This is a genomic window from Thiomonas sp. OC7, assembly GCF_900634595.1.
GTDB lineage: Bacteria > Pseudomonadota > Gammaproteobacteria > Burkholderiales > Burkholderiaceae_C > Thiomonas > Thiomonas arsenitoxydans.
The window spans coordinates 1,171,275-1,192,113 of record NZ_LR131953.1 but is presented as its reverse complement, the minus strand read 5'-3'; the positions used below and the strand labels follow the sequence as shown (position 1 = coordinate 1,192,113).

General features: G+C 65.4%; 24 protein-coding genes. 11 read left to right on the top strand and 13 right to left on the bottom strand.

The genetic code is table 11. The annotated features are described in order from the left end of the window. The first annotated feature begins 4 nt into the window (after positions 1 to 4). The gene (locus tag BIO17B3_RS05735; RefSeq protein ID WP_156053378.1) at positions 5 to 2,368 is read left to right on the top strand and encodes a thioredoxin domain-containing protein; all 2,364 of its coding nucleotides are present in this window, start codon (positions 5 to 7) and stop codon (positions 2,366 to 2,368) included. Between the two features lie 55 nt (positions 2,369 to 2,423). Here BIO17B3_RS05735 and BIO17B3_RS05730 read toward each other — a convergent pair whose 3' ends face one another. Beyond that, positions 2,424 to 2,882: a LapA family protein gene (locus tag BIO17B3_RS05730; RefSeq protein WP_156053377.1), complete on the bottom strand. Its 459-nt coding sequence runs from the start codon at positions 2,880 to 2,882 to the stop codon at positions 2,424 to 2,426. Between the two features lie 119 nt (positions 2,883 to 3,001). Between BIO17B3_RS05730 and BIO17B3_RS05725 the strand changes: the two genes are divergently transcribed. After that, positions 3,002 to 4,033, top strand: coding sequence for an isocitrate/isopropylmalate dehydrogenase family protein (locus BIO17B3_RS05725; protein WP_156053376.1), 1,032 nt, complete (start codon positions 3,002 to 3,004; stop codon positions 4,031 to 4,033). Between the two features lie 33 nt (positions 4,034 to 4,066). On the opposite strand, the gene BIO17B3_RS05720 is transcribed toward BIO17B3_RS05725, so the two are convergent. The 11 genes from BIO17B3_RS05720 to BIO17B3_RS05670 form a co-directional block, all read right to left on the bottom strand. Then, positions 4,067 to 4,507: a sulfide dehydrogenase gene (locus tag BIO17B3_RS05720; RefSeq protein WP_156053375.1), complete on the bottom strand. Its 441-nt coding sequence runs from the start codon at positions 4,505 to 4,507 to the stop codon at positions 4,067 to 4,069. Positions 4,508 to 4,522: 15 nt separating this feature from the next. Beyond that, positions 4,523 to 5,800 carry a molybdopterin-dependent oxidoreductase gene (locus BIO17B3_RS05715; protein ID WP_156053374.1) on the bottom strand — a complete coding sequence of 426 codons (1,278 nt, stop codon included), beginning with the start codon at positions 5,798 to 5,800 and terminating at the stop codon, positions 4,523 to 4,525. Positions 5,801 to 5,943: 143 nt separating this feature from the next. Beyond that, positions 5,944 to 6,711, bottom strand: a complete 768-nt coding sequence (locus BIO17B3_RS05710) for an SDR family oxidoreductase (protein WP_156053373.1) — start codon at positions 6,709 to 6,711, stop codon at positions 5,944 to 5,946. Beyond that, positions 6,711 to 7,289: a DUF3833 domain-containing protein gene (locus BIO17B3_RS05705; RefSeq protein WP_197737900.1), complete on the bottom strand. Its 579-nt coding sequence runs from the start codon at positions 7,287 to 7,289 to the stop codon at positions 6,711 to 6,713. Before BIO17B3_RS05705 ends, BIO17B3_RS05710 begins: the two co-directional genes overlap by 1 nt. 15 nt (positions 7,290 to 7,304) lie before the next feature. Continuing rightward, on the bottom strand, positions 7,305 to 8,645 hold the full coding sequence (locus BIO17B3_RS05700) for an MFS transporter (RefSeq protein ID WP_156053372.1): 1,341 nt from the start codon (positions 8,643 to 8,645) through the stop codon (positions 7,305 to 7,307). Continuing rightward, positions 8,642 to 9,253 (bottom strand): chalcone isomerase family protein, encoded by a 612-nt coding sequence (locus tag BIO17B3_RS05695; RefSeq protein WP_156053371.1) that lies wholly within the window; start codon positions 9,251 to 9,253, stop codon positions 8,642 to 8,644. The genes BIO17B3_RS05700 and BIO17B3_RS05695 overlap by 4 nt, the downstream gene beginning before the upstream one ends. Beyond that, positions 9,237 to 10,508, bottom strand: coding sequence for a cyclopropane-fatty-acyl-phospholipid synthase family protein (locus BIO17B3_RS05690; protein ID WP_156053370.1), 1,272 nt, complete (start codon positions 10,506 to 10,508; stop codon positions 9,237 to 9,239). The genes BIO17B3_RS05695 and BIO17B3_RS05690 overlap by 17 nt, the downstream gene beginning before the upstream one ends. Continuing rightward, positions 10,505 to 11,323, bottom strand: a complete 819-nt coding sequence (locus BIO17B3_RS05685; protein WP_156053369.1) for a DUF1365 domain-containing protein — start codon at positions 11,321 to 11,323, stop codon at positions 10,505 to 10,507. The genes BIO17B3_RS05690 and BIO17B3_RS05685 overlap by 4 nt, the downstream gene beginning before the upstream one ends. Beyond that, positions 11,320 to 12,624: an NAD(P)/FAD-dependent oxidoreductase gene (locus BIO17B3_RS05680; protein ID WP_156053368.1), complete on the bottom strand. Its 1,305-nt coding sequence runs from the start codon at positions 12,622 to 12,624 to the stop codon at positions 11,320 to 11,322. Before BIO17B3_RS05680 ends, BIO17B3_RS05685 begins: the two co-directional genes overlap by 4 nt. A 21-nt stretch (positions 12,625 to 12,645) precedes the next feature. Then, positions 12,646 to 13,461, bottom strand: coding sequence for a GTP cyclohydrolase FolE2 (gene folE2, locus BIO17B3_RS05675; RefSeq protein ID WP_156053367.1), 816 nt, complete (start codon positions 13,459 to 13,461; stop codon positions 12,646 to 12,648). A gap of 41 nt (positions 13,462 to 13,502) precedes the next feature. Next, on the bottom strand, positions 13,503 to 14,108 hold the full coding sequence (locus tag BIO17B3_RS05670) for a glutathione peroxidase (protein WP_156053366.1): 606 nt from the start codon (positions 14,106 to 14,108) through the stop codon (positions 13,503 to 13,505). 248 nt (positions 14,109 to 14,356) lie between these two features. Between BIO17B3_RS05670 and BIO17B3_RS05665 the strand changes: the two genes are divergently transcribed. Then, a complete protein-coding gene (locus tag BIO17B3_RS05665; RefSeq protein ID WP_156053365.1) occupies positions 14,357 to 15,334 on the top strand; it encodes a MerR family transcriptional regulator in 978 nt (325 codons plus the stop codon). A gap of 8 nt (positions 15,335 to 15,342) precedes the next feature. On the opposite strand, the gene BIO17B3_RS05660 is transcribed toward BIO17B3_RS05665, so the two are convergent. After that, positions 15,343 to 16,767 (bottom strand): chloride channel protein, encoded by a 1,425-nt coding sequence (locus BIO17B3_RS05660; protein ID WP_156053364.1) that lies wholly within the window; start codon positions 16,765 to 16,767, stop codon positions 15,343 to 15,345. A gap of 164 nt (positions 16,768 to 16,931) precedes the next feature. Between BIO17B3_RS05660 and rfaE2 the strand changes: the two genes are divergently transcribed. From rfaE2 to BIO17B3_RS05620, 8 genes are all read left to right on the top strand, one after another. Further along, the gene (gene rfaE2 / locus BIO17B3_RS05655; RefSeq protein ID WP_156053363.1) at positions 16,932 to 17,408 is read left to right on the top strand and encodes a D-glycero-beta-D-manno-heptose 1-phosphate adenylyltransferase; all 477 of its coding nucleotides are present in this window, start codon (positions 16,932 to 16,934) and stop codon (positions 17,406 to 17,408) included. After that, on the top strand, positions 17,405 to 17,899 hold the full coding sequence (locus BIO17B3_RS05650) for an HAD family hydrolase (RefSeq protein ID WP_156053362.1): 495 nt from the start codon (positions 17,405 to 17,407) through the stop codon (positions 17,897 to 17,899). Before rfaE2 ends, BIO17B3_RS05650 begins: the two co-directional genes overlap by 4 nt. 91 nt (positions 17,900 to 17,990) lie before the next feature. After that, positions 17,991 to 18,293, top strand: coding sequence for a YqjD family protein (locus BIO17B3_RS05645; RefSeq protein ID WP_013106777.1), 303 nt, complete (start codon positions 17,991 to 17,993; stop codon positions 18,291 to 18,293). A gap of 12 nt (positions 18,294 to 18,305) precedes the next feature. Then, positions 18,306 to 18,701, top strand: a complete 396-nt coding sequence (locus BIO17B3_RS05640) for a phage holin family protein (protein WP_156053361.1) — start codon at positions 18,306 to 18,308, stop codon at positions 18,699 to 18,701. Between the two features lie 31 nt (positions 18,702 to 18,732). Then, positions 18,733 to 19,116, top strand: a complete 384-nt coding sequence (locus BIO17B3_RS05635; protein WP_232054193.1) for a hypothetical protein — start codon at positions 18,733 to 18,735, stop codon at positions 19,114 to 19,116. Next, positions 19,113 to 19,442: a hypothetical protein gene (locus BIO17B3_RS05630; protein WP_156053359.1), complete on the top strand. Its 330-nt coding sequence runs from the start codon at positions 19,113 to 19,115 to the stop codon at positions 19,440 to 19,442. The genes BIO17B3_RS05635 and BIO17B3_RS05630 overlap by 4 nt, the downstream gene beginning before the upstream one ends. Positions 19,443 to 19,916: 474 nt before the next feature. Continuing rightward, positions 19,917 to 20,189 carry a DUF1778 domain-containing protein gene (locus tag BIO17B3_RS05625; protein WP_156053358.1) on the top strand — a complete coding sequence of 91 codons (273 nt, stop codon included), beginning with the start codon at positions 19,917 to 19,919 and terminating at the stop codon, positions 20,187 to 20,189. After that, the gene (locus tag BIO17B3_RS05620) at positions 20,186 to 20,680 is read left to right on the top strand and encodes a GNAT family N-acetyltransferase (RefSeq protein ID WP_156053357.1); all 495 of its coding nucleotides are present in this window, start codon (positions 20,186 to 20,188) and stop codon (positions 20,678 to 20,680) included. Before BIO17B3_RS05625 ends, BIO17B3_RS05620 begins: the two co-directional genes overlap by 4 nt. The last annotated feature ends 159 nt before the right edge of the window (positions 20,681 to 20,839 follow it).

The window sequence follows — 20,839 nt, the reverse complement described above, 5'->3', positions numbered from 1 at the left end:
CGCGATGGTGTCGCAGCATCATCCATCGGGCCGCATGGGCTGGATCGCGTGGTTGCGCGGCGCGGCGCTTTGCTTCCTTTTCGCCGGGGGCGTGACCGCGCAGGCGGCGTCGCCGCGCACCAATCATCTCGCGGATTCGCACGATCCCTATCTGCTGGAACACGCCCATGACCCGGTGGACTGGTACCCGTGGGGGCCGCAGGCGCTGGACAAGGCGAGGCGCGAGAACAAGCCCATCTATCTGTCCATCGGTTACTCCGCCTGCTACTGGTGCCATGTGGCGCAGCGCGAGCTTTACCGCAACCCGCAGATCGCCGCGTTGATGAACCGCTGGTTCGTCAACGTGCTGGTCGACCGCGAACAGCGGCCCGACATCGACCACATCTACATGCTGGCGCGGCAACTCATGACGCGCGACAGCGGCTGGCCGAACAACGTTTTCCTCACCCCCGATCTGCAGCCGTTCTACATCGGCAGCTACTTCCCGCCCAAGGCCACGGCGCAGCAGGAGGGCTTTCCCACCCTGCTCGCGACCTTGCACAAGAACTGGACGCAGCATCCGGCCGAGGTCAAGCGCATCGCCGCGCAGATCGCGCAGGCCATGCAAGCTGCGGCCATTGCGGGCGATGCCTCGGCGCCGATCGACCCTGCGGCCTGGACGCAGACCGCGCAGACCGAGGTGCTGCACCGCTTCGACGCCCTCGACGGCGGCTTCGCCTCAGCCACTTCTGCCGCGCGTTTTCCGCAGCCGCCGCTGCTGGCCTGGCTGTTGGCGCGTGGCGGGACGGGCGAGCCGAAAGCGACGCATGCCGTGGTGTTCACGCTGCAGGCTATGGCGCAGGGCGGGTTGATGGATCAGCTCGGCGGCGGTTTTCGCCGCTACGCCGTCGATCCCGGCTGGTCGGTGCCGCATTTCGAGATGATGCTGTCGGACAACGCCCAACTGCTCTCGGTCTATGCGCGGGCCTACGCGCAGACCCGGCTGCCCGACCTGCGCTGGACGGCGCAGCGCACCGCGCGCTTTTTGCTGCGCGATCTGCGCCTGCCACAAGGCGTGTTCGCCACGGCCATCGCCGCCGAGACCGGCGGGGTGGAAGGCGCCACCGATCTGTGGACGACGGCCCAGATCGATGCCGTGCTCGGCCCGCGGCAGGCGCAGGCGTGGTTTGCGCTCTATGCGCTGGCGCCCGTGCACCCGGGAAGCGAATCCGGCGTGCTGCGCCAGCGGCGCGACGTGGCCGAGCACCTGCTGCGGCAGGGGCAGTGGGTCGCGCGGCTGGAACAACTCGCGCCTCAGCGCCGCGCCCTGCTGGCCGCGCGCAACCATCGCCCGCAGCCGCGGCGCGATGACAAGATCGTCACCGCCGACAACGCGATGGCCATCCGCGCGCTGGCTCAGGCGGGCATGGTGCTGGACGACCGCGCGCTGACTGAGGCGGCCATGCGCGTGGCCGATTGGGAGTGGCAGCACGCCTGGAACCCGTATCAGCGTCTGCTGGTGCATCAATGGGCGGGCGGGCACGTCGGCAATCCCGGTTTTCTCGACGATTACGCCGAGCTTGCCCGCGCCTATCTCACCCTCGCCAGCGTGCAGCACGATGCGCGCTGGAGCCAGCGCGCCAGCGATCTGGCCGCGGCCATGCTGCAGCGGTTTGCCGCGCCAGATGGCAGCCTGCGCTCGGCGCCCACATCCGATGCCTTGCCCTTCCCCACGCCCTTGCAGGGTGATGTGCATCGGCCTTCGGGGCAGAGCGCGGCCATTGCCGTGCTGCTTGAATTGGCGCAGCGCACCGGGCAGGCGCATTGGGCTGATGCGGCACGCCGCGCGCTGCGGCCTCTGGCGCTGCAAGTGCAGGCGCGCCCGCTCGATTGGCCCGATCTGCTGCAGACGCTGGGTAGCGCTGCGGGGCGCGCGGTGTTTGCGTCGCTGCCGCAGACAACCCACATCCGGCCTGCAGATTGCGCTGGGCTGCCGCAAGGCGCGTGTTCCTCAGACCGTGTGCAGGTGAAATGGTTGGCGAGCGATCGGATGCAACTGCACATCGCGCCGGGGTTTCACATCAATGCAAACCCGGCTTCCGAACCGAATCTGATCGCCGCCACCGTGCTGGTCGGCGGCCAGCCGTTGCCGGGTGTGCGCTATCCGCCGCCGCTGCTGTTTCGTCCGGCCTTCGCACCTCAGGGCATTGTGGTCTGGGAAGGGCGGGTGACGTTGAATCTACCCGCCCTGTCGCCCGCTCAGCGCGCCGCGCTGGCGCTGCGGGTGCAGGCCTGTAACGCCACAACCTGTCTGGCGCCTAGCGTGATGCAGATCGGAGCATCGACATCCTCCCCACCTCAACCCTCCCCACGAGTGAGAAGGGAGTAAAGCGCCTCTTTTTACTCCTCCTCCACGCAGTGGGGGAGGTTGGGAGGGGGAGTGTTCACCCCATCAACCGCGGCGTGCCCGTGCGTTGCAGACGGTCGTCGATTTCGCCCAGAGCGGCGCTCAGGCCGTTGGCATTGGCCTCGATGGCGCTGCGCAATTCGCGGTCGAGTTGGTCGATGCGCGCGATCAGCTTGTCCATGTCGGTGCTGTGCAACTGGCGCAACTCGTCGAAGCGCGAGGCTTCGGCCTTGTCAGCCAGTTCGCGCTGCGCCTTGAGTTCTTTGGCGACGCGGCGTGAATCGCTCATCATCCCGGCCTGCAGCACCACGATGTAAATCAGGAACACCGCCGCCAGCGCCACGATGAGCCCGAGCATGATCAGCCCCAGCGGCGCCTTCGCCGTGGTGAAGCCCAGCGACAGATCGGTGGGCGCCATCAGCACGCTCCAGTTCAGTGCGGAAAAGATGGCGATGAGCACGATCACCAGGATGACCAGACCGCTGCGGAAATTCATATTCGCTCCCTAGTTGTCGAATGCGTTCGCTACAGTTTAGGGTCTTACAGGCTCTAGCCATCATGCGTTGCGGCACGCACCTTGCTTGCTGAATCAGCGCCCCATCAACGGAGACTTCGATGACCCCAAGCATTCCCGCCACCCTGATCGCCGGAGACGGCATCGGCCCCGAAATCATGGAGGCCACCCTGGCCGTGCTCGACGCGCTGGGCGATCCCTTCGACTGGGACGCGCAGGTGGCGGGCCTGGGCGGGGTGAAGACCGCGGGCGACCCGCTGCCCGCGGCCACGCTGGCCAGCATTCGCACCACGCGGCTGGCGCTCAAGGGGCCGCTGGAAACGCCCTCGGGCGGCGGCTATCGCTCCAGCAATGTTCGCCTGCGTGAGGCCTTCAAGCTCTACGCCAATATGCGCCCGACCAAAACGCTGATTCCCGGCGGGCGCTATGACAACATCGATCTGCTGGTGTTTCGTGAGAACGTCGAAGGCCTGTATATGGGCTACGAGCACTACATCCCGATCGACGGCGACCCGCACGCCGTGGCCATCGCGACCGGGGTGAACACGCGGCAGGGCGCGCGCAACATCCTCGACTACACCTTCCGCACCGCCATCGCGCTGGGGCGCAAGAAGGTCACGGTGGTGCACAAGGCCAACATCATGAAGGCGCTCACCGGCATCTTTCTAGAAACGGCCTATATGCTGCACAAGGAGAAGTACGCCGACCAGATCGCGCTCGACGACGTGATCGTCGATGCCTGCTGCATGAAGCTGGTGATCAACCCGTGGCAGTTCGACACCCTGGTGACCACCAATCTGTTCGGCGACATTCTGTCGGATCTGGCCGCAGGGCTGGTGGGTGGACTGGGCATGGCGCCCGGCGCCAACATCGGGGAAGATGCAGCCATTTTCGAGGCGGTGCATGGCTCGGCGCCTGACATCGCGGGCAAGGGCATCGCCAACCCCATCGCATTGATGCTGGCCGCTGCCCTCATGCTCGACCATGTCGATATGCACGACAAGGCCAACCGCCTGCGCCAGGCGATCTCCGACACGCTGAATGTGGACCACATCCGCACCGGCGATCTGGGCGGGCGGGCTAATACCCAGCGCTTTACCGACGCCATCGTCAGCCGCATCAAGAACGGTTGACGACGCGCGCTAACGCGCAGTCCAACTGCACTTTCACTCCTTGCGGGTCTCAGGCGTGTAGTGCGTCTGCAGGTAGGTGATGATTTCCTTGGCCGTCGCTTCCTGGATGGGTGCGCCGAAAGCCTTGATCATCTTGTGCACCTCGGCTTTCCACGTCGCCGCAGGCAGCGGGGGCTGCTGGGTGATGTAGGTCACGCTGTGGCACATGCTGCAGTTGCCCAGCGTGGCATCGCGCCCGGGCCCTGCGGCCAGCTCGGCGGTGTAGGTGGGCCACTTGCCGACGCGATACACCGCACCGTTGCCCGGCTGCACGCGCGCGGGCTGCAGTTCCGAGCCCAGCGGGCCTGCGGCATAGTCGCCGGCACTCAACAGCCCGGGGCGTGGGGTTTCGGCCAGTGCCGCGGGCAGGGACAGCGTCAACAGCGCCAGCCCAGCGGCGGCAGCGAGGGTGAGCAGGTTGAGGGTTTTTTGCATGATCTTCTCTCCCGTTCAGGCGCCGAGCACGAGCACCTGCTGGCGCTCGATCTTGTTCCACAGATAGCCGCCGGGGTTCCACACCCCGGTGTCGGGCTGCACATGTCCGCCGGTGTCGGTGGCGCGCACCGCCAGCGTCTGCAAGCCGGGTAGTTCGGGCTTCCACGCCAGTTCAAACTCGCGGAACGAATAGCGCCCGAGATCGCGCCCCAGCTTGGCCGCCTTCCAGGTCTGGCCGCCGTCGGTGGAGACTTCGACCTTGCGGATGCCGCCCATGCCGCTGAAGGCGATGCCGCGGATCACCGTGGGCAGGCCGTGCACCACGGGCGCGCTGTCGTCCGGGTCGATGATGAAGGAGCGCACGGGCATGTTGACATGACCGATGGGCACCAGCTTGACCTTGCCCGCTTTGAGCGCTTCCGGCGTGGTGCTGCCGTTGGGGGTATCCGGAATCTGATAGGCCGGGTACATCCAGAAGTTGGTGTCCGGCGTGGTGAGCGCGCGGATGTGGGTGAGGTGCTTGGTCCAGTAAGTGGCGAACTTGCCCGGCATGACCAGCCGCACCGGAAAGCCGTTGAGCATGGGCAGCGGCTCGCCGTTCATGGCGTAGGCGATGATGGCCTCGTCGAGAATGGGCTCGTGGACGTCCCACGACTTGAGAAAGCGGTGCGATCCTTTGCCCTCGGGGCCCGGTCCGTGGTCGAGACCTTCGAACTGTATCTGCACCGTGCCCTTTTCGATACCGGCGCGGGCCAGCACGTCGCGCAGGCGCACGCCCGTCCACATGGCATTGCCCATCGCGCCGTTGCCCCACTGCCCGCCGGGCACGCGCGGCTGAAAGTAGCTACGAGAATTGCCCGAGCATTGGTTCACCGCGGCGATATCCACGCTGCGGAACTCGCGCAAGAGCTGATCGAAGCTCAACTGCAGCGGGCGCTTGAAGTTGCCGGTGAGTTCCAGACGCCAGGTCTTGAGGTCGATCGCGTTGGGAATATCGGGCAAGTGATAGCGCACATAGAACGCCTCGTTGGGCGTGATGGCGCTGCGGAAATAGGCGCGCGGGGTTTCGAGCTGAATCGGGCGGTCGGTCAGGCGCAGCAGCGGCGATTTCTGCGGGTAGGTCACATACGGCCCCACGCTGTTCCAGAACGGATTGGCGCCTGGTCCGGTGAAGCTTTGCAGCGGGGTTTCGGCCTGTGCCGCGACCACGGCCCAGGCCGGGCGCGCGATCAAAGCCGCGGTGCTCGCGGCGGCCAGCGTTAGCCACTCGCGACGATGCAAGGTGCGATCCATCAAGTTCTCCTCGGGTTGGGCCATCGCGCGATGGGGGGCGTGGCCGTTGCTTTTAGACACGAATCTAACGTGTCTTCACCCTGAGGTCATGCGTGTTTTCATACAGACGGGAGCATGGCGGCGGGTCGCGCCCGCCGCTGCGTTCAGAGCCCGGTGAAGCGGCTGACAATGCGGAAATACAGCCCGCGCGGCAGCAGCCGCAGCAGCTTGAGCCACAGGGTGAAGCGGCGCGGAAAGTGGATATCGAAGCGGCCCGCTTCCAGTCCGGCGAGGATGGCGGTGGCCGCCTGTTCCGGGGTGATGAGCGCGGGCATGGCGAAGGTGTTCTGCGCGGTGAGTGGCGTTTCCACAAAGCCGGGGTTGATGACATGCACGCCGATGCCCAGCGGGCGCAGGTCGAGGTAAAGCGTTTCGGCGAGATTGATCAAAGCGGCCTTGGTCGGCCCATAGGCCAGCGCCTGTGGCAGCCCGCCAAAGCCGGCCACGCTGCTGACCAGGGCGATATGGCCCGCGCGTTGGGCGTTGAACACCGGCAGCGCGGCATCGAGGGCGTGCAGCGCACCGCGGTAGTTCACATCGTCATGCTGCAAGGCGCTGGCCAGATCGAATTCGGTGGCACGCATAGGGCGGTAGGTGCCGGCGCAGTAGAGCAGCAGATCGAGGCCGCCCCAGTCGTGCTGCAGACTTTGCATCGCGGCGCGCAGGGCCTGCGCATCGGTCACGTCCAGCGGCAGGGGCAGGGCGCCGTCGATCTGCTGCAGCGCCTGCGCATTGCGCGCCGACACCGCCACCCGCGCACCGCGCTGCAGCAGCGCGAAGGCGGTGGCGCGGCCGATGCCGGTGGACGCGCCGATCACCCAGACGCGCCGTTCTTTCCAGCCAGTGATGCGCGGGTTGAGCGGCATGGTCATCAGGGCTTGTTGAACGACAGGAACACGCTGCCCACCTTGAAGCCGAACTTGGTGATGACCGAATGGTTGAGCAGCACATGATCGTCCATCAGATACATCCAGTCGTCGAACTGCACGTTGTAGACCGTGCCATCCACCGGCAGCGCTAGGGTGTAGTGCCAGTTCAGCGCATTGCCCGCCGCGCGGCCGATGGCCTCGCCGATCACATCGCCCGCGGTGCCGATATAGCGCTTCTCGCCATCTTTTTCGGGCAGCTCGCGGATGGTCCAGATGCGCTCCTGCTTGGCACCGTCGTTGTAGACAAAGTGTTCGTCCAGCGTGCCCACGTCGCCCTTCCAGGAGGCGTCGATGGTCACATGAAAGCGCCGCGTCATCTTGCCCGAGCGGTCGAACACGATGCCCACCGCGGTGAGCCGTCCGTTGAAATACTGCTTGAGATCGAACGTGGGCGTCTGACCCCGATAAGCCAGCGGCGTGACGCTGGCGCAGCCCGACAGCAGACTGATGCCCAGCACCGCGGCCAGCAGCCAGCCGCGACGAAACGACATCCAGGAGTGCAAAGCAGATTTGAACGACATGGGAAGACTCTCCATTCAGGAAGCAAACGCGGCCGGGCCTGACCGACCGCGAACAAAAAATTGCCAAAGCAGCCCGGCAGACACGAGCTTGAGCAAAGACGGCAACAGGCAGTACGCCACCACCAGCGGGGGCAGCACCCCGGTTTCCAGCGTGCCCGGTCGGTAGCCGAACAGCGCCAGCAGCGGCAAAGCCAGCCCGGCAGCCAGTGCGAGGTTCAGCTTGGTCGCAAAGTTCCACACGCCGAAGTAACTCCCTTCGAGCCGGTTGCCGTGCCCGACCGCGCGGATCACCCCGGCGAGCAGCGCGGGCGGCATCACCAGATCGGGCCCGAGCGCCGCGCCCGACAGCACCACCACCAGCGCATAGCCCCAGCGATCGCCCGGCTGCAGCAGCGCTGCCCAGACGAAAGCCGCCACAGCCAGCCCCATGCCCAGCAGCCAGCAGCGCGCCGCGCCCCAGCGCCGCACCGCGCGCAGCCAGATCGGCACCAGCAGCCCGGCCGCGGCGAAATAGGCGAACAGATACGCGCCTGACAGCGCCGCCGCATCGAGCCGGTCGCGGATGAAAAACAGCACCAGCGTGGCCGGAATGGCGGCTGCGATGCCGCTGGTGACGAACACTGCGAGCAGGGCCACGAAGCGCCGGTTGTGCAGCGGCGCCAGCAGGCTGCGCCAATGCAGTTTGGCGTGGGCGACGGCATGGTGGGGCGCGGGGTCAGGCGCGCGCCGCAGCAGCGCCAGGCTGAGGATCAGGGCGACGGCGAAGACCGCGACCAGCGCAGTCGCGCCACCGAGCTGCGGCACGACGGCCGCGAGCAGTACCCCGGCCAAGCCCAGCCCTTCGCGCCAGGCCACGGTGCGGGCGAGCTGTGCCTCGTCGGCGCCCAGGGTGGCGCCCCAGGCCTGATGCACGATGGACGCGGCGCTGAACCCCAGATAGGTCAGCAGCAGCGCCGCGATGAACAGCAGGGTGAAGCGCCATTCGCCCGCAGCAAAGGGAAGCAGCGCGGGCAGCGCGAACAATGCGGCAAACCCCGCGAACATCAGCGCGCAGGCCGCGAGCAGCGCAGGTTTGGCCCATCCGCGCCGCAGCAGATGATCGGCCAGCCGCCCCAGCCAGGGGTCGAACAGCGCGTCGGTAAAACGGGTGAGCAGCAGTACGGCGCCAAGATAGCCCAGCGGCACCGCATAACGCGTGACGTAATGCTCCGGCAGATAGACGTAAAGCGGCAGAGCGACGAAGGCAAACGCCAGACTGGGTGCGCCGTAGCGCAACAACGCCAGGGCGTGCAGCGGCGCGGCGGCGGGCGTGAGTGCAGCCGCTGCGGCGGGTAAGACGGCAGGCGGCGCGCTCATGGCCGAGTGGACTGTTCGCCCAGATTGGCCAACAGATCGCGGCGCAGCCCGGGGGCGGGGGTTTGCGGCGACAGCCAGATGGAGAAAAACGCGCGGGCGAAGGCCACGCCGTTTTCAGCGCCGCGCAACGCGCCGTTGAAGTAAAAGCGGGTCTGCGCAAGCAGGGCGCCCGCGGGGGTGAACACGCCGGTCAGGGTGTCGCCGCCGGTCACGTCGGGGAAAAGCCGTTGCATGGCTTGCAGCCAGGCGGCGCGTTGCTGCGGCGTGCCTTCACCGAGTTTGCGCATCTCCTCCTCGGAGCGCGCCGCGATGTCGGCGCCCTTGAGGCTGCGGGCGTATCGCAATTGCAGGGCGAAGGGCGTATCGCCCAGTTCTGCGCCCAAGCCTTGCGGGCCGACCCAGAGCGTGGCGTGATAGACCAGAAAACCGAAGTAACGAAAGTCGCCGCTGCCCGCGCGCCGGGCCTGCGAAATCGCGGCGCTGACTTCGCCTGGGACGCCTGCAGACGCTTGTGCCCACGCACGCCGGGGCAGCGCCGAGGCGGTCAAGGCCAGCAACACCGCACGGCGTGACAACCCGTGCAAGTTGGTGTCAGTGCGCGCGGGCATGGCGCAGGGTGAACTGCCACACATCGGTTGAGCCCTGGCTGAAACCCGCCTCGCAGTAGGCGAGATAGAAGGTCCACAGCCGTAGGAAGCGGTCGTCGAAACCCTGGGCCTTCACCGCTTCGAGCTGGGCGGTGAAGCGTTCGCGCCATAGCGCCAGGGTGTGGGCGTAGTCGGCGCCGAAGGCCAGCTCTTCGACGACCTCCAGCCCTGCGGCCTTGGCTTGCGCGATGAAAGCGCGGCGCGAAGGCAGCATGCCTCCGGGGAAGATGTAGCGCTGGATGAAGTCGGTACCGCGCCGGTAGTCGTCGAACAGATCGTCGGCGATGGTGATGGTCTGGATGCAGGCGCGTGCGCCGGGTTTGAGTTGGCGCGCCACGGTGCGGAAAAAACCAGGCCAGTAGGCCTCGCCCACGGCCTCGAACATTTCGATGGAGGCGATGCCGTCGTAGCCGTCTGGCGGGGCGATGCGGTCGAGATCGCGGTAGTCGCACAGTTCGAGCCGGGCTTCGGGGGAAAGGCCCGCGAGCCGGTTGCGGGCGTAGTCGATCTGTTCGGTGGACAGGGTGATGCCGTCGAGGCGCAGCCCGCGCTGCGCACCGACTTCGGCCAAGCCGCCCCAGCCGCAGCCGATTTCCAGCACCCGCGCGCCCGGCTGAAGTTGCAGCTGGTCGAGCACGCGGGCGTATTTGGCGGCCTGCGCCTGTTCCAGCGTCTGCGCGGGGTTGCCGTTGAACAGGGCGCTGGAGTAGGTCATGCTCGGGTCGAGCCAGAGCGTGTAGAAGGCGTTGCCGATGTCGTAATGCGCGTGGATGTTGTCGCGGCTTCCGGCGCGGCTGTTGCGGCGCAGAAGATGGCGGATGCGGTCGGGCAGCCGGCCCAACAGGCTGCCATGCAGCGCGCGGGCGATGATCTCGCGGTTGGCCACCAGCAGCTTGAGCAGCGCGGGCAGATCGGGTGTGTCCCAGGCGCGGCGCATCCAGGCTTCGGCAAAGGCGATGTCGCCGCGCTTGAGTACTTCGCCCATGACGGCCCAGTCGTGCAGCGCGACCTCAGCATGCGGGCCGTTGTCGTCTTGGCCGAAGTGCCGCCAGATGCCATCCGGGCCGTGAAAATCGAGGCGGCCGATCTGCAGGCGTTCCAGCAGCCGCAGCACGCCGCGCGCGGCCAGCGGGGGTTTGCGCGGCTTGCGGGTTTGGCCTGCGGCGAGGGTCGGGTCGAGAGAGAGCGGTGACAGGCTGCGGTCGCTGGCGTTCATGATCGGCTCGCGAAATGGTCAGGAGGAAGGGGCTTGGAATGAAACGGCACGCGCTTGCGCCAGAGCTTGAAGGCTTGCCAGTGGATGCGCGCAATGACGCCGAAGCTGTGCATGGGGTGACGCAGCAGGGCCACGCGGGCGCGGGCAGCGGTGAGCGGCTGCAGGACGCCGCTGATGCTGGTTTCGATCAGCGGGCCCTGGGCGTCGTCATGGTCGATGCGCAGAAGCATGCGGTCTGTGCCCGCGCCCGTGCTGCGCATGAATCGGAAGCGGTAGCCACCCTCCACCGTGCAGAACGGCGAGACGTGGAACACCTTGCTGGCGCGATATTCGGCGCCCCATTGCAGGCTGCGCTCGCCCGCCGGTGGGGTGAGGATGTAGCAGTGCCGTTCACCGAAGGTGTTGTTCACCTCGGCCACGGCGCACCGCAGGCTGCCGTCGGCGCGCTCGCACAGCCACAGGCTCACCGGCTTGAACACATAACCCCAGATGCGCGGAAAGGTCTGCAGCCAGATTTCGCCATCGGCGTCGAGAATGCCTTGCGCCGCGAGCAGGCTTTGCAACCAGGCCAGGCTGTCGCTGCCGCCGTCGCCGTGGTCGGCATCGAAAAAGCTCATCGCGCCAAAGCGGTTGCGGGCAATGGGCAGCAGCGCTGGGTCGCGCGCCAAGCTGCGCATGGGCAGCAGCAAAAACATCGCGCGGTAGCTGAACGCATGCACTGTCGGGCGCAGGCGGCGGTGCCGTACCGGGCCGCTGCCGATGAGCGGCTGGTGCGGGTGGGGCGATGCAGCGGTAGACATGGCGCTGGCTTTCATGCGGCCAGGGCGCGGTCGGCGGGCTGCGCGTCCACGTGGGTCAGCAGGGCTTGCGCCGCGGCGTAGCCCGACTTCAGGCCATCTTCATGAAAGCCGTAGCCGCACCAGGCCCCGCAGAAGTAGCTGTGCCGCTGGCCTTGCAGTTCGGGCACGCGCCGTTGGGCGTCGATCGCCGCTTGGTCGAAGATCGGATGGGCGTAGCTGATCTCGCGCAGCACGGTGTGCTCGGCGGGCTCGCGCAGCGGGTTGAGCGACACCACGATGGGGCGTTGCGTGGGCAGGGGCTGCAGCTTGTTGAGCAGGTAGTGCAGGCAGACGGTGGGCTGCTCGGTGCGGGCGTTCACCGTGCTTTCGTAATTCCACGCGGCCCAGGCCTGGCGCGCCTTTGGCAGCAGCCGGGTGTCGGTGTGCAGCAGCGCACGGTTGGGTTGGTAGCGGATGGCCCCGAGCACTTCGCGCTCGGCCGGACTGGGGGAATCGATCAGCGCAAGAGCCTGATCGCTGTGGCAGGCGAAGATCACTTCGTCGAACCAGATGGCGCCGCCCGCCGTATGCAGTTCAACTCCGTTGTCATGCCGCACCACCCGCTGCACGGGAGTGCGCAGACGCGCGTCGGGCAGTTGGGCGAGCATTTTCTGCACATACTGCCGCGCGCCGCCGCGCACGGTGAACCATTGCGGCCGGTTGTTGACCTGCAGCAGGCCGTGGTTGTCGCAGAAGCGCACCAGCGTGGCCAGCGGAAAGTCGAGCATCTGCCCCGGTGGGCACGACCAGATGCAGGCGGTCATCGGCAGCAGATACCAGTGCAGAAACGGATCGCCGTAGCCTTCGCGCCGCAGGTAGTCGCCCACGGTCTGGTTGAGGTCGAGTTCGGCGTCGGGTTTGCGCGCCAGCGCCGTGGCCTCACGGTTGAAGCGCAGGATGTCGCGCAGCATGCGCCAGAAGGTCGGCCGGGTCAGGTTGCGGCGCTGGGCGAAAACCGTGTTCAGGTTGGAGCCGCTCCATTCCAGCGTATTGCCGCCGGGCAGCGGGGCCTGCACCGAGAACGACATGTCGGAGGTCGCCAGCGGCACGTCCAGCTCGGCGAACAGCGCCTGCAGCTTGGGATAGGTGCGCTCGTTGAGCACCAGAAAACCCGTGTCCACGGCGAAAGGCACTTCGCCGGGCAGATCGACATCCACCGTGTGGGTGTGGCCGCCAAAGTGCGAACCGGCCTCGAACAGCGTGATCTGCGCCCGATGGCGCAAGGCCCACGCCGCCCCGAGGCCTGAGATTCCCGTTCCAATGATGGCGATGCGCATGGTTTTGGCTCCCTGGCCGCGTTAGGTTTTGCGGCCTTCTACCAAGGCATACGCCGAATGGTTGTGGATGGATTCAAAATTCTCCGATTCCACGGTGTAGGCGGCCACGCGCTCATCGCGCTCCAGCGCCACGGCGACATCGCGCACCAGGTCTTCGACGAATTTGGGATGGTCGTAGGCGCGCTCGGTGACGTACTTTTCGTCGGGCCGCTTGAGCAGGCCCCAGAGTTCGCACGAGGCCGCCGTCTCGGCGATGCGAATCTGCTCGTTCAGCCCCAGATCGCCGCGCAGCGTGGCGCCGATGGTGACGTGTGAGCGCTGGTTGTGCGCGCCGTAATTGGAGATTTCCTTGGAGCACGGGCACAGGCTGGTGACCGGCACCTGCACCTTCTGCGTGAGCGTCAGCGCGCCCGCTTTTTGCGCCGCGTGCAGGGTGACTTCGTAATCCATCAGGCTCTCCACGCCCGACACCGGCGCGGTCTTGCGGGCAAAGTAGGTGAACTGCGCGGTGATGGCGCCTTCGCTGGCCTGCAGGCGAATCAGCATGTGCTGCAGCAGCACGCCAAGTTGCTGTGCATCGAGCGGCTCGCGGTGCGCTTCGAGCATTTCGATGAAGCGCGACATATGTGTGCCCTTCACTTCGGGCGGTAGCGCCACCGTCATCTCAAAGGTGCCCACGCTGGGCTGCACCCCCTGCACAGAACGAATCTGCACGGGATAGCGCACACCGCGCACACCCACTTGCTGAATGGCGATGTTGCGGCGGTCAGGCGTGGCCTGCACATCGGGCAGGGTGGCTGCGGCAGCCTGGGCAAACAGTTTTTCCGGGGCGTTCATGGCGGGCCTTTCTGTGGCGGTGGCGGGGGAGGAGAAATGACTCAGGGTTTCTGCGCGAGCAGAGTCTTGATCTTGGCAACAAAGTCTTTGTTGTCTGGCGAGACCAGGCTGGGATAGACGCCCACGACCTTGCCGTCGCGGCCGATCAGGTACTTGTAGAAGTTCCACTTGGGCTGATCGCCAGTGGCCAGAATGAGTTGCTCGTACAGCGCGTTCGGCTTGGGCTCGGTGACGTGCGAGGGCGCGAACATCGGGAACTGCACGTTGTAGGTGTCCTTGCAGAACGTGGCGATCTTGGCGTTGTTGTCCATCTCTTGATGGAAGTCGTTGGACGGAAAGCCCAGCACCACCAGGCCCTGCTTGCCGTACTCGCGGTACAGCGCCTCCAGCCCCTTGTATTGCGGGGTGAAGCCGCAATAGCTGGCCGTGTTGACCACGAGGATGACTTTGCCCGCGTATTGGCAAAGGCTCTCGGGCTTGTCGTCCTGCAGGCGGGGGAAAGTCTGGTTGAGCAGGGCAGGGCAGGTGGCCGACGCTGCGGGCGCCGACTGAGCTGCGGAAGCGGACGGGCTGAACAGCTGGGCGCCAAGCGCGAGCAGCGCGGCTGCTGCGAAGCGAGAGATCGGGTTAAGCGTGGTGCGGTGCATGGACAACTCCTGTAGACGGGTGGGTGTTTGTCTAGGACAATGATGCTTGAGTTCAACTTCAGTACCAAGTATTTTCAAATTTGTCCTAGACATAAGTAGGGTTATCAGTCTGGGGTCAGACGGCTTACCATACTGTTACGCTGAGAAAGCGCTAATGGATTCAACCTTGGATCCAACTTCTTTACCTACTGCTGGACAAGCAAAGAAATGCAAACCGAAATGCTTTGTCCAAGACGACGATCTTTCCGATGAACGACCGCACCGTGAATACCGCCTTGCAACTCAGCATTGCCGCCGTCGAGCGCGACACCGGCATCGGCAAGGACACGCTGCGGGTCTGGGAGCGGCGCTACGGTTTTCCTCAGCCCCACCGAGATGCGTCGGGCGACCGGCTCTATCCGCTCGATCAGGTCGAGCGCCTGCGGGTCATCAAGCGTTTGCTCGACGGCGGGCACCGTCCCGCGCAGGTTGTGGCACTGCCGATCGACGAGCTCGATGCCTTGGCGCGCGGCCGCAGCTCGGTCGAGACTTCGCCCGATGCCGCCGCTGCGTCGGGAAGCGAGCAAATGCCGACGCAAAGCGCCGAAGTGCACGCCTACCTCGCGCTGCTTAAACGGCACGATGCCGAACTGTTGCGGCGCGCACTGCTGCAAGACGCGATGCGCATGGGCATCAGCCGCTTTGTCACTGAAGTGGTCGCTCCGCTCAATTACGGCGTGGGGCAGGCGTGGATGCGCGGCGAACTGGAGGTGTTTGAAGAGCACCTGTATTCCGAGGTCATACAGCGCGTGCTGCGCACCGCCATCGACGCCATTCCGCTGGGCGAAGCGGCGCAGTCGCGTCCCAAAGTGTTGATGACCACCGTGCCGCAGGAGCCGCATGTGCTGGGCCTGCTCATGGCCGAAGCCATGCTGGCGCTGGAGGGTTGCCGCTGCGTTCAGCTCGGCGCGCAACTGCCGCTGGGCAATATGCTCATGGCCGCTCAGGCGCACGCGGCCGATGTGCTGGTGCTGAGTTTCTCGTCTCTGCTGCAGGCCGCGCAGGTGTTCGACGCCCTGGCCGAACTGCGTGACCGTCTGCCGCGTGCCGTCGAGCTGTGGGCGGGCGGCTCCAATCCGGCGCTACGCAAACGTCTGCCCGAGGGCGTGCGGGTGACCGCGGCTTTAACGGACTTGGCGCATAGCGTTCACGACTGGCGCGAACGGCATCGCGTGAGCGGTTTCTGATCCAAACCCTAATCGCGCGACTGATCGACGTTGCGCGGATTGAGCGGCGGCGGCGCTTCGCTGTCGCCAACCGACGCATTGGAGACGGCGTGCTGGCGCCCGGTGATGGCGTCGAACAGCGAGGTACGGCCGCTGGCGCCCTCCTTCAGTCCCAGGGCTTCGGCATACACCGAGCGCTCGCGCAGCAGGCTACCGATCACCGAGGCCACCACGCAGGCCGGCATGGCGGCCAGCACCACGTTGTAATTGCGCGTGATCTCGAACACCATGATGGCCGACATCGCCGGCGCATGGGTGGTGGCCGCCAGCAGACTGCCCATGCCCACCAGCACCCACAAGGCCTGCGCGTGCGTGGCGTCACCCAGCAGCAGGGTGTGCTGCACCATCAGGCCGATGGCGCCGCCGAGCATCAGCGTGGGCGTGAGCACGCCGCCCGGAATGCCCGCCGCGCTCGCTGCTGTCACCGCAATGATGCGCAGCACGAACACCAGCACGAGGGTGGACAGCGCCCAGTGATCGACCAACATGGATTGCACCACGCTGTAGCCATTGCCCCAGACCTCCGGGCGGATCATCGACAGCAGGCCGATGAGCAGGCCCATCAGCCCCATGCGCAGCGGCAAAAAATTGATCAGCGGCTGATAGCGCTTGCGTGCCGTGTCGAGCAGCCAGAGGAAGGCGGGCCCGAGCAGCCCGGCGATCACGCCGATGAACACGGCATCGACCAGGTCAGAAAACCCCACCACCGGGATGGCGTGAGACAGGTATAGCGGCCCGGTGGCGAACAGCGCTTGCGTGGTGAGTTCGCCCATCACCGCGGCGACCAGCACGGCCGCGATTTCACGCAGCGCCAGACCGCCCAGAATGATTTCGGCAACGAACAGCGTGCCCGCAATCGGCGCGTGATACGCCCCGGCGAAACCAGCGGCCGCCCCACACGCCACGATCAGCCGACGATGCGCCGCATCCGTCTTGCCGATGCGGCCCAACAAAGACGACACCAGCGCCGCGAACTGGATCATGGTGCCCTCGCGGCCGATGGTGATGCCGCTGCTCACCCCGACCAGAGACGACAGCGTGCGCGTGAGGTTGGGGCCCAGAGGCAACCGACCATCGCCCACCAGCACCGCCTCCATGTATTCCGGCCCGCGCGGACGCTTGATCCAGCGGTGCCCGGCCCACATGATCAAGCCTCCTAGCGTGGCGCCTACTGTGGGGATGACCACCCGTGCCCAGAGCGGCAGCCCCGCGGCGGCGGCCACGAGATGTTCTTGTTCGGTGTAAAGGCGCATGACCGCGTACATGGCCTGGCGGAATCCCTCAACCGCGATTGCAGCGATGAAACCCACCGCAGCGCCGACCAGCGTCATGGGCACCATCGGATCGATGTTCCGCCAAAACAGGCGCAGTCGGCCGAACAATGCGGAGGTCACGGCAACAGACTCACTTTCTCGAAGCGCCCGACATGCAGGTCAATCGATGAATGGATGGAAATAGATTGATCAAAATCATATCGACTTCCGTTTGGCGCAGGCGTGAACAAAAGTGAACGCGCCTGCAGAATCTAGCGTCACCCACAGCCGCTAAGCTTTGGCCCATGCATTTTCTTGAAAAAATCGTGGCTTCAGAGCACCTTGAAGCGCGGCTGGCCGCCTTGCCGCGGCCGCTGGTGTTCACCAATGGCGTGTTCGACATCCTGCACCGGGGTCATGTGGTGTATCTGGCTGCCGCCCGCGCACTGGGGGGCAGCCTGGTGCTGGGGCTGAACTCCGACGCTTCGGTGCGCCTGCTGGGCAAAGGGCCGGAGCGCCCGCTCAACGCGCAGGACGACCGCGCCGCCGTGCTCGCCGCGCTGGAAAGCGTCAGCCTCGTCACGCTGTTCGAAGAGCGCATGCCCTTGAGTCTGATCGAGCGCGTGCGCCCTGATGTGTATGTCAAAGGGGGCGATTACGACATGGCCACGCTGGCCGAGACCGCGCTGGTGCAGACCTGGGGCGGCCGCTCGGTGGCCATTCCCTTTGTCGAGGGACGTTCGACCACCGCGCTGGTGCAGCGTATCCGGGAGTCGTCATGACGCGTGCCCACGCTGCTTTGCCCGGGCTGGCCGTTGCCATTCCCGGCGCCGACAGGCTGGCTCTGCGCCACCTGCTGATCGACTTCAACGGCACCCTCGCCTGCAACGGCGCGCTGATCGACGGTGTGGCCGAGCGCCTGAGCGCGCTGAGCCAGATCCTGGAGATCGAGGTGCTGACCGGAGACACCTACGGCACGGTCGCGCGGACGCTTGCGGGCCTGCCGGTACGTCACGCCGTCGTGCTCACCGGCGCTGACAAAACCGCTCGCGTGCGCACCCTGCTGGCCGAAGGCGGCGGCGTGGCCGCCCTGGGCAACGGACGCAACGATGTGGACATGCTGCGAGCCGCCACCCTGGGCATCGCCGTCCTCGGGCCGGAATGCACTCATGCGCTCACGCTGGCGGCTGCGCAACTCGTCGCTCCCGGCATTCACGCTGCCCTCGACTTATTTTTGCAGCCCCAGCGCCTGATCGCCGCCTTGCGCCCTTGAGCGATGTGTTTGCAGCGCGTCAACTGCGGCGCTGCATTGCGGGCTAACATGTTTCGCAGCGTTTCACGTTTTTTCCATTCAGGAGTCCACCATGACCAAGTCAGTCCAAGAGATCAAATCCGATGTCGCGCTAGTGATCGACCACGCAGAAGATCTGCTCAAACAGGCTGCAGCCAGCAGTGGCGAGCAAGCCGCTGAACTGCAGCGCCGCGGCATGAAACTGCTGCGCCAAGCCGCCGAGAAAGCGCAAGACCTGCAGGACGCCGTGGTCGAGCGCAGCAAGGCCGCGGCTCAGGCCACCGACGACTATGTGCACGACCACCCCTGGAAGGCCATCGGCATGGCCGCAGCCCTGGGCCTGGCCGTGGGCCTGCTGATCAACCGCAGCCGCTGATTTCGTCAGCTCATGGCCAAAGACGCGCAACCCGGACAGTCCGAAGGCCTGGGCGCGGCCGGTCAGCGTTTGCTCAGCAGCGCGGCTGCGCTATTGCAAAGCCGCATCGAGCTCGCCAGCATCGAGCTGGCCGAAGAGCGCCAGCGCCTGGTGACGCTGATCGTGCTCGGCGCGGTGGCCATGCTATTCGGCCTGCTCGCCGTTGGCAGCCTCACCGCGCTGCTCGTCATTCTGTTCTGGGATCGCAGCCATTGGCTGGTGCTGGCTTTGCTCTGCCTGCTTTACATCGCCGTGGCCGCGTATGGTGTCTACCGCATCCGCGCCGCCATCCGGCATGCCCCTGTGCCCTTTGCTGCTACCCGCGCCGAACTGGCCAAAGACGCCGCAGTGTGGCGCTCCCGAGCCTGACCTACGCTTCCTGCGCTGTCGCACCATGGCCATGACTCAGCCTTCAGCCGACTTCACCAAGCAGTTGCCGACCTCGGTACGCAAGCAGCTTTTGGTGGCGCGCATCGCCGTCGAGCGCGTCGAGTTCGTGCAGGCGGCGGAACAGTTTCGCGAGCGGGCGCAGCCGGCTCGGTTGATCAAGGCCGCTCTCTCCGGCTCGGTGCTCGGTGCGCTCAACCCGGCCAGTTCGGTGCTGGGTCTTTTTCGCTTTACCCGCAGCCACCCCTACGTCGGCTCCATCATGGGCTCCGTCGTCTCGATGCTGCTGCGCAGGCGTCTTTCGCGCTTGCTGCTCGGGCGCCTCCTGAAACTGGGCCTGGCTGGCGGCGCGATCTACGGCATCACGCAGTTTCTGCGCAAAGACCGCGTCGGTTGAAAGTCTCAAAGCGGCTGACCGACGGCAGCGAAACCATGCCGTGCGACTCAGACGACGAGAAAATTTACCGGGCTGCCAACGAATACATGATCCAGAAGGGATTTGGGCCGCAGCAAAAAGTCGGCACGCTGCTCGACCAGTTTGTCTTCATCGAAAAATCGTCCGCACTGAACCGGGTTCACCCCGAACTCAGGATGACGCCCCTCAAAGGGTTTGCCAGCATCCTCCAGGCGAGCGTGCAGAAAGTCGTCACCGACCCTTCCATGAGCGCCTTTGATGCGCTCGGCAACTTCTATCATGAGTTCATCGCCTGCGGAGCAAGTTGACCGACGGGCCAGGCATTCTGCGTCGTCGCCTAGAACGACAACCTTCAGGTTAAATTTGAGCTTGGAACTTCCATGTCAATAGTCACAGGGATTTATGTGATGTGCGCCGTCGCCGTGATCGGTGTAGGCGCATTGACGGGCTTAGTTTTCTGGTTGTCGCGCAATGGCAGCAAGGATCGACGCAGGCGCGGCTAAGGACAGCAGTCAGGCAATAAACGGGAGCGTCGCAATAACGTCTCCGTGTCCTGGTGTGACCCATGCTTGAGGATGCTTGGCGGCGCAACGCGCAGCACCGGGTGGTCGCCTCGAAGCTGGAAGTATTCGGTCCATGCCGGGTCGAACGGGTCAGCATAGTGTCGAACTTTCGTGTGGCTTTCGTGTGGCGCTTGATGGGCGGGCCAGCGTATTGACAACGGCTACACGCTGCGTCACAATCTGTATATCTTTTGTGTATGCACGAATAGGAGAAAACCAATGCGTGACGCCGCCATCAATTTGCGGGCCCTGCCTGAGCAGCGCGACCTGATCGATCACGCCGCCAGCCTGCTCGGAAAGAACCGATCAGACTTCATGCTTGAAGCAGCCTGCGACCGCGCCCAGTCAGTGGTGCTCGATCAGGTCTTTTTCAGCCTGGACACTGACAAGTTCAAGCAGTTCACCGCGATGCTCGACGCACCTATCGGCCCCAACCCCGGGCTTGAACGTCTCATGTCCGTCAAGGCGCCCTGGAGCACCGATACGGCATGAGCTTGCACTTAAGCGCACCGAATCCGCTCGTCGCCATCCACATCCTGGACGATTTCGCTTGCGGTGAAGCCAGTCTCGATGAATGGCTCAAGCGCCGGGCACTAACCAACCAATTGAGCGGCGCCAGCCGCACCTTCGTGGTCACGGACCAGGAAACGCGAGTCTTCGGCTACTACGCGATGGCCGCAGGTGCGGTTTCACATCAGGCGGCAACCAGCAGTGTGCGACGCAACATGCCCGATCCTGTTCCAGTGATGGTTCTGGCCCGACTGGCCGTTGACCATCGAGCGCAGGGCGTCAAGCTCGGAGCCTCTTTGCTGCAGGACGCAGTCGGTCGCGCGGTGAGCGTTTCGCAGAACGCTGGCGTGCGGGCGCTGCTCGTCCACGCCCTGCACGACCGCGCCAAGCAGTTCTACGAGCACTACGGCTTCCAGGAGTCGCCGCAGCATCCGATGACGCTGATGCTGCGCTTGAACTCCGTCAAGCCTTGATCCAGCGTGCAGCAAATGCCGAGCTTGGCTTCTTCGCTGGCCTGCCCACGCACCTAGGAGCCTGCGACTGGGCGAACAGCGGCACCTAACCCTCTTTTCTCAGATACAAGTGATGGCGCGTCATGTAATCAAAATGATGACATGCAAGGTGCCATGATG

Coding starts and splice junctions, on each gene's coding strand:
- BIO17B3_RS05670 (WP_156053366.1), bottom strand. CDS start 14,108: ATGCACCGCACCACGCTTAACCCGATCTCTCGCTTCGCAGCAGCCGCG.
- BIO17B3_RS05715 (WP_156053374.1), bottom strand. CDS start 5,800: ATGGATCGCACCTTGCATCGTCGCGAGTGGCTAACGCTGGCCGCCGCG.
- BIO17B3_RS05720 (WP_156053375.1), bottom strand. CDS start 4,507: ATGCAAAAAACCCTCAACCTGCTCACCCTCGCTGCCGCCGCTGGGCTG.
- BIO17B3_RS05690 (WP_156053370.1), bottom strand. CDS start 10,508: ATGAACGCCAGCGACCGCAGCCTGTCACCGCTCTCTCTCGACCCGACC.
- BIO17B3_RS05735 (WP_156053378.1), top strand. CDS start 5: ATGGTGTCGCAGCATCATCCATCGGGCCGCATGGGCTGGATCGCGTGG.
- BIO17B3_RS05680 (WP_156053368.1), bottom strand. CDS start 12,624: ATGCGCATCGCCATCATTGGAACGGGAATCTCAGGCCTCGGGGCGGCG.
- BIO17B3_RS05695 (WP_156053371.1), bottom strand. CDS start 9,253: ATGCCCGCGCGCACTGACACCAACTTGCACGGGTTGTCACGCCGTGCG.
- BIO17B3_RS05620 (WP_156053357.1), top strand. CDS start 20,186: ATGAGCTTGCACTTAAGCGCACCGAATCCGCTCGTCGCCATCCACATC.
- BIO17B3_RS05700 (WP_156053372.1), bottom strand. CDS start 8,645: ATGAGCGCGCCGCCTGCCGTCTTACCCGCCGCAGCGGCTGCACTCACG.
- folE2 (WP_156053367.1), bottom strand. CDS start 13,461: ATGAACGCCCCGGAAAAACTGTTTGCCCAGGCTGCCGCAGCCACCCTG.
- BIO17B3_RS05725 (WP_156053376.1), top strand. CDS start 3,002: ATGACCCCAAGCATTCCCGCCACCCTGATCGCCGGAGACGGCATCGGC.
- BIO17B3_RS05640 (WP_156053361.1), top strand. CDS start 18,306: ATGGCCAAAGACGCGCAACCCGGACAGTCCGAAGGCCTGGGCGCGGCC.
- BIO17B3_RS05665 (WP_156053365.1), top strand. CDS start 14,357: ATGAACGACCGCACCGTGAATACCGCCTTGCAACTCAGCATTGCCGCC.
- BIO17B3_RS05705 (WP_197737900.1), bottom strand. CDS start 7,289: ATGTCGTTCAAATCTGCTTTGCACTCCTGGATGTCGTTTCGTCGCGGC.
- BIO17B3_RS05710 (WP_156053373.1), bottom strand. CDS start 6,711: ATGACCATGCCGCTCAACCCGCGCATCACTGGCTGGAAAGAACGGCGC.
- BIO17B3_RS05635 (WP_232054193.1), top strand. CDS start 18,733: ATGACTCAGCCTTCAGCCGACTTCACCAAGCAGTTGCCGACCTCGGTA.
- rfaE2 (WP_156053363.1), top strand. CDS start 16,932: ATGCATTTTCTTGAAAAAATCGTGGCTTCAGAGCACCTTGAAGCGCGG.
- BIO17B3_RS05625 (WP_156053358.1), top strand. CDS start 19,917: ATGCGTGACGCCGCCATCAATTTGCGGGCCCTGCCTGAGCAGCGCGAC.
- BIO17B3_RS05685 (WP_156053369.1), bottom strand. CDS start 11,323: ATGAAAGCCAGCGCCATGTCTACCGCTGCATCGCCCCACCCGCACCAG.
- BIO17B3_RS05645 (WP_013106777.1), top strand. CDS start 17,991: ATGACCAAGTCAGTCCAAGAGATCAAATCCGATGTCGCGCTAGTGATC.
- BIO17B3_RS05650 (WP_156053362.1), top strand. CDS start 17,405: ATGACGCGTGCCCACGCTGCTTTGCCCGGGCTGGCCGTTGCCATTCCC.
- BIO17B3_RS05730 (WP_156053377.1), bottom strand. CDS start 2,882: ATGAATTTCCGCAGCGGTCTGGTCATCCTGGTGATCGTGCTCATCGCC.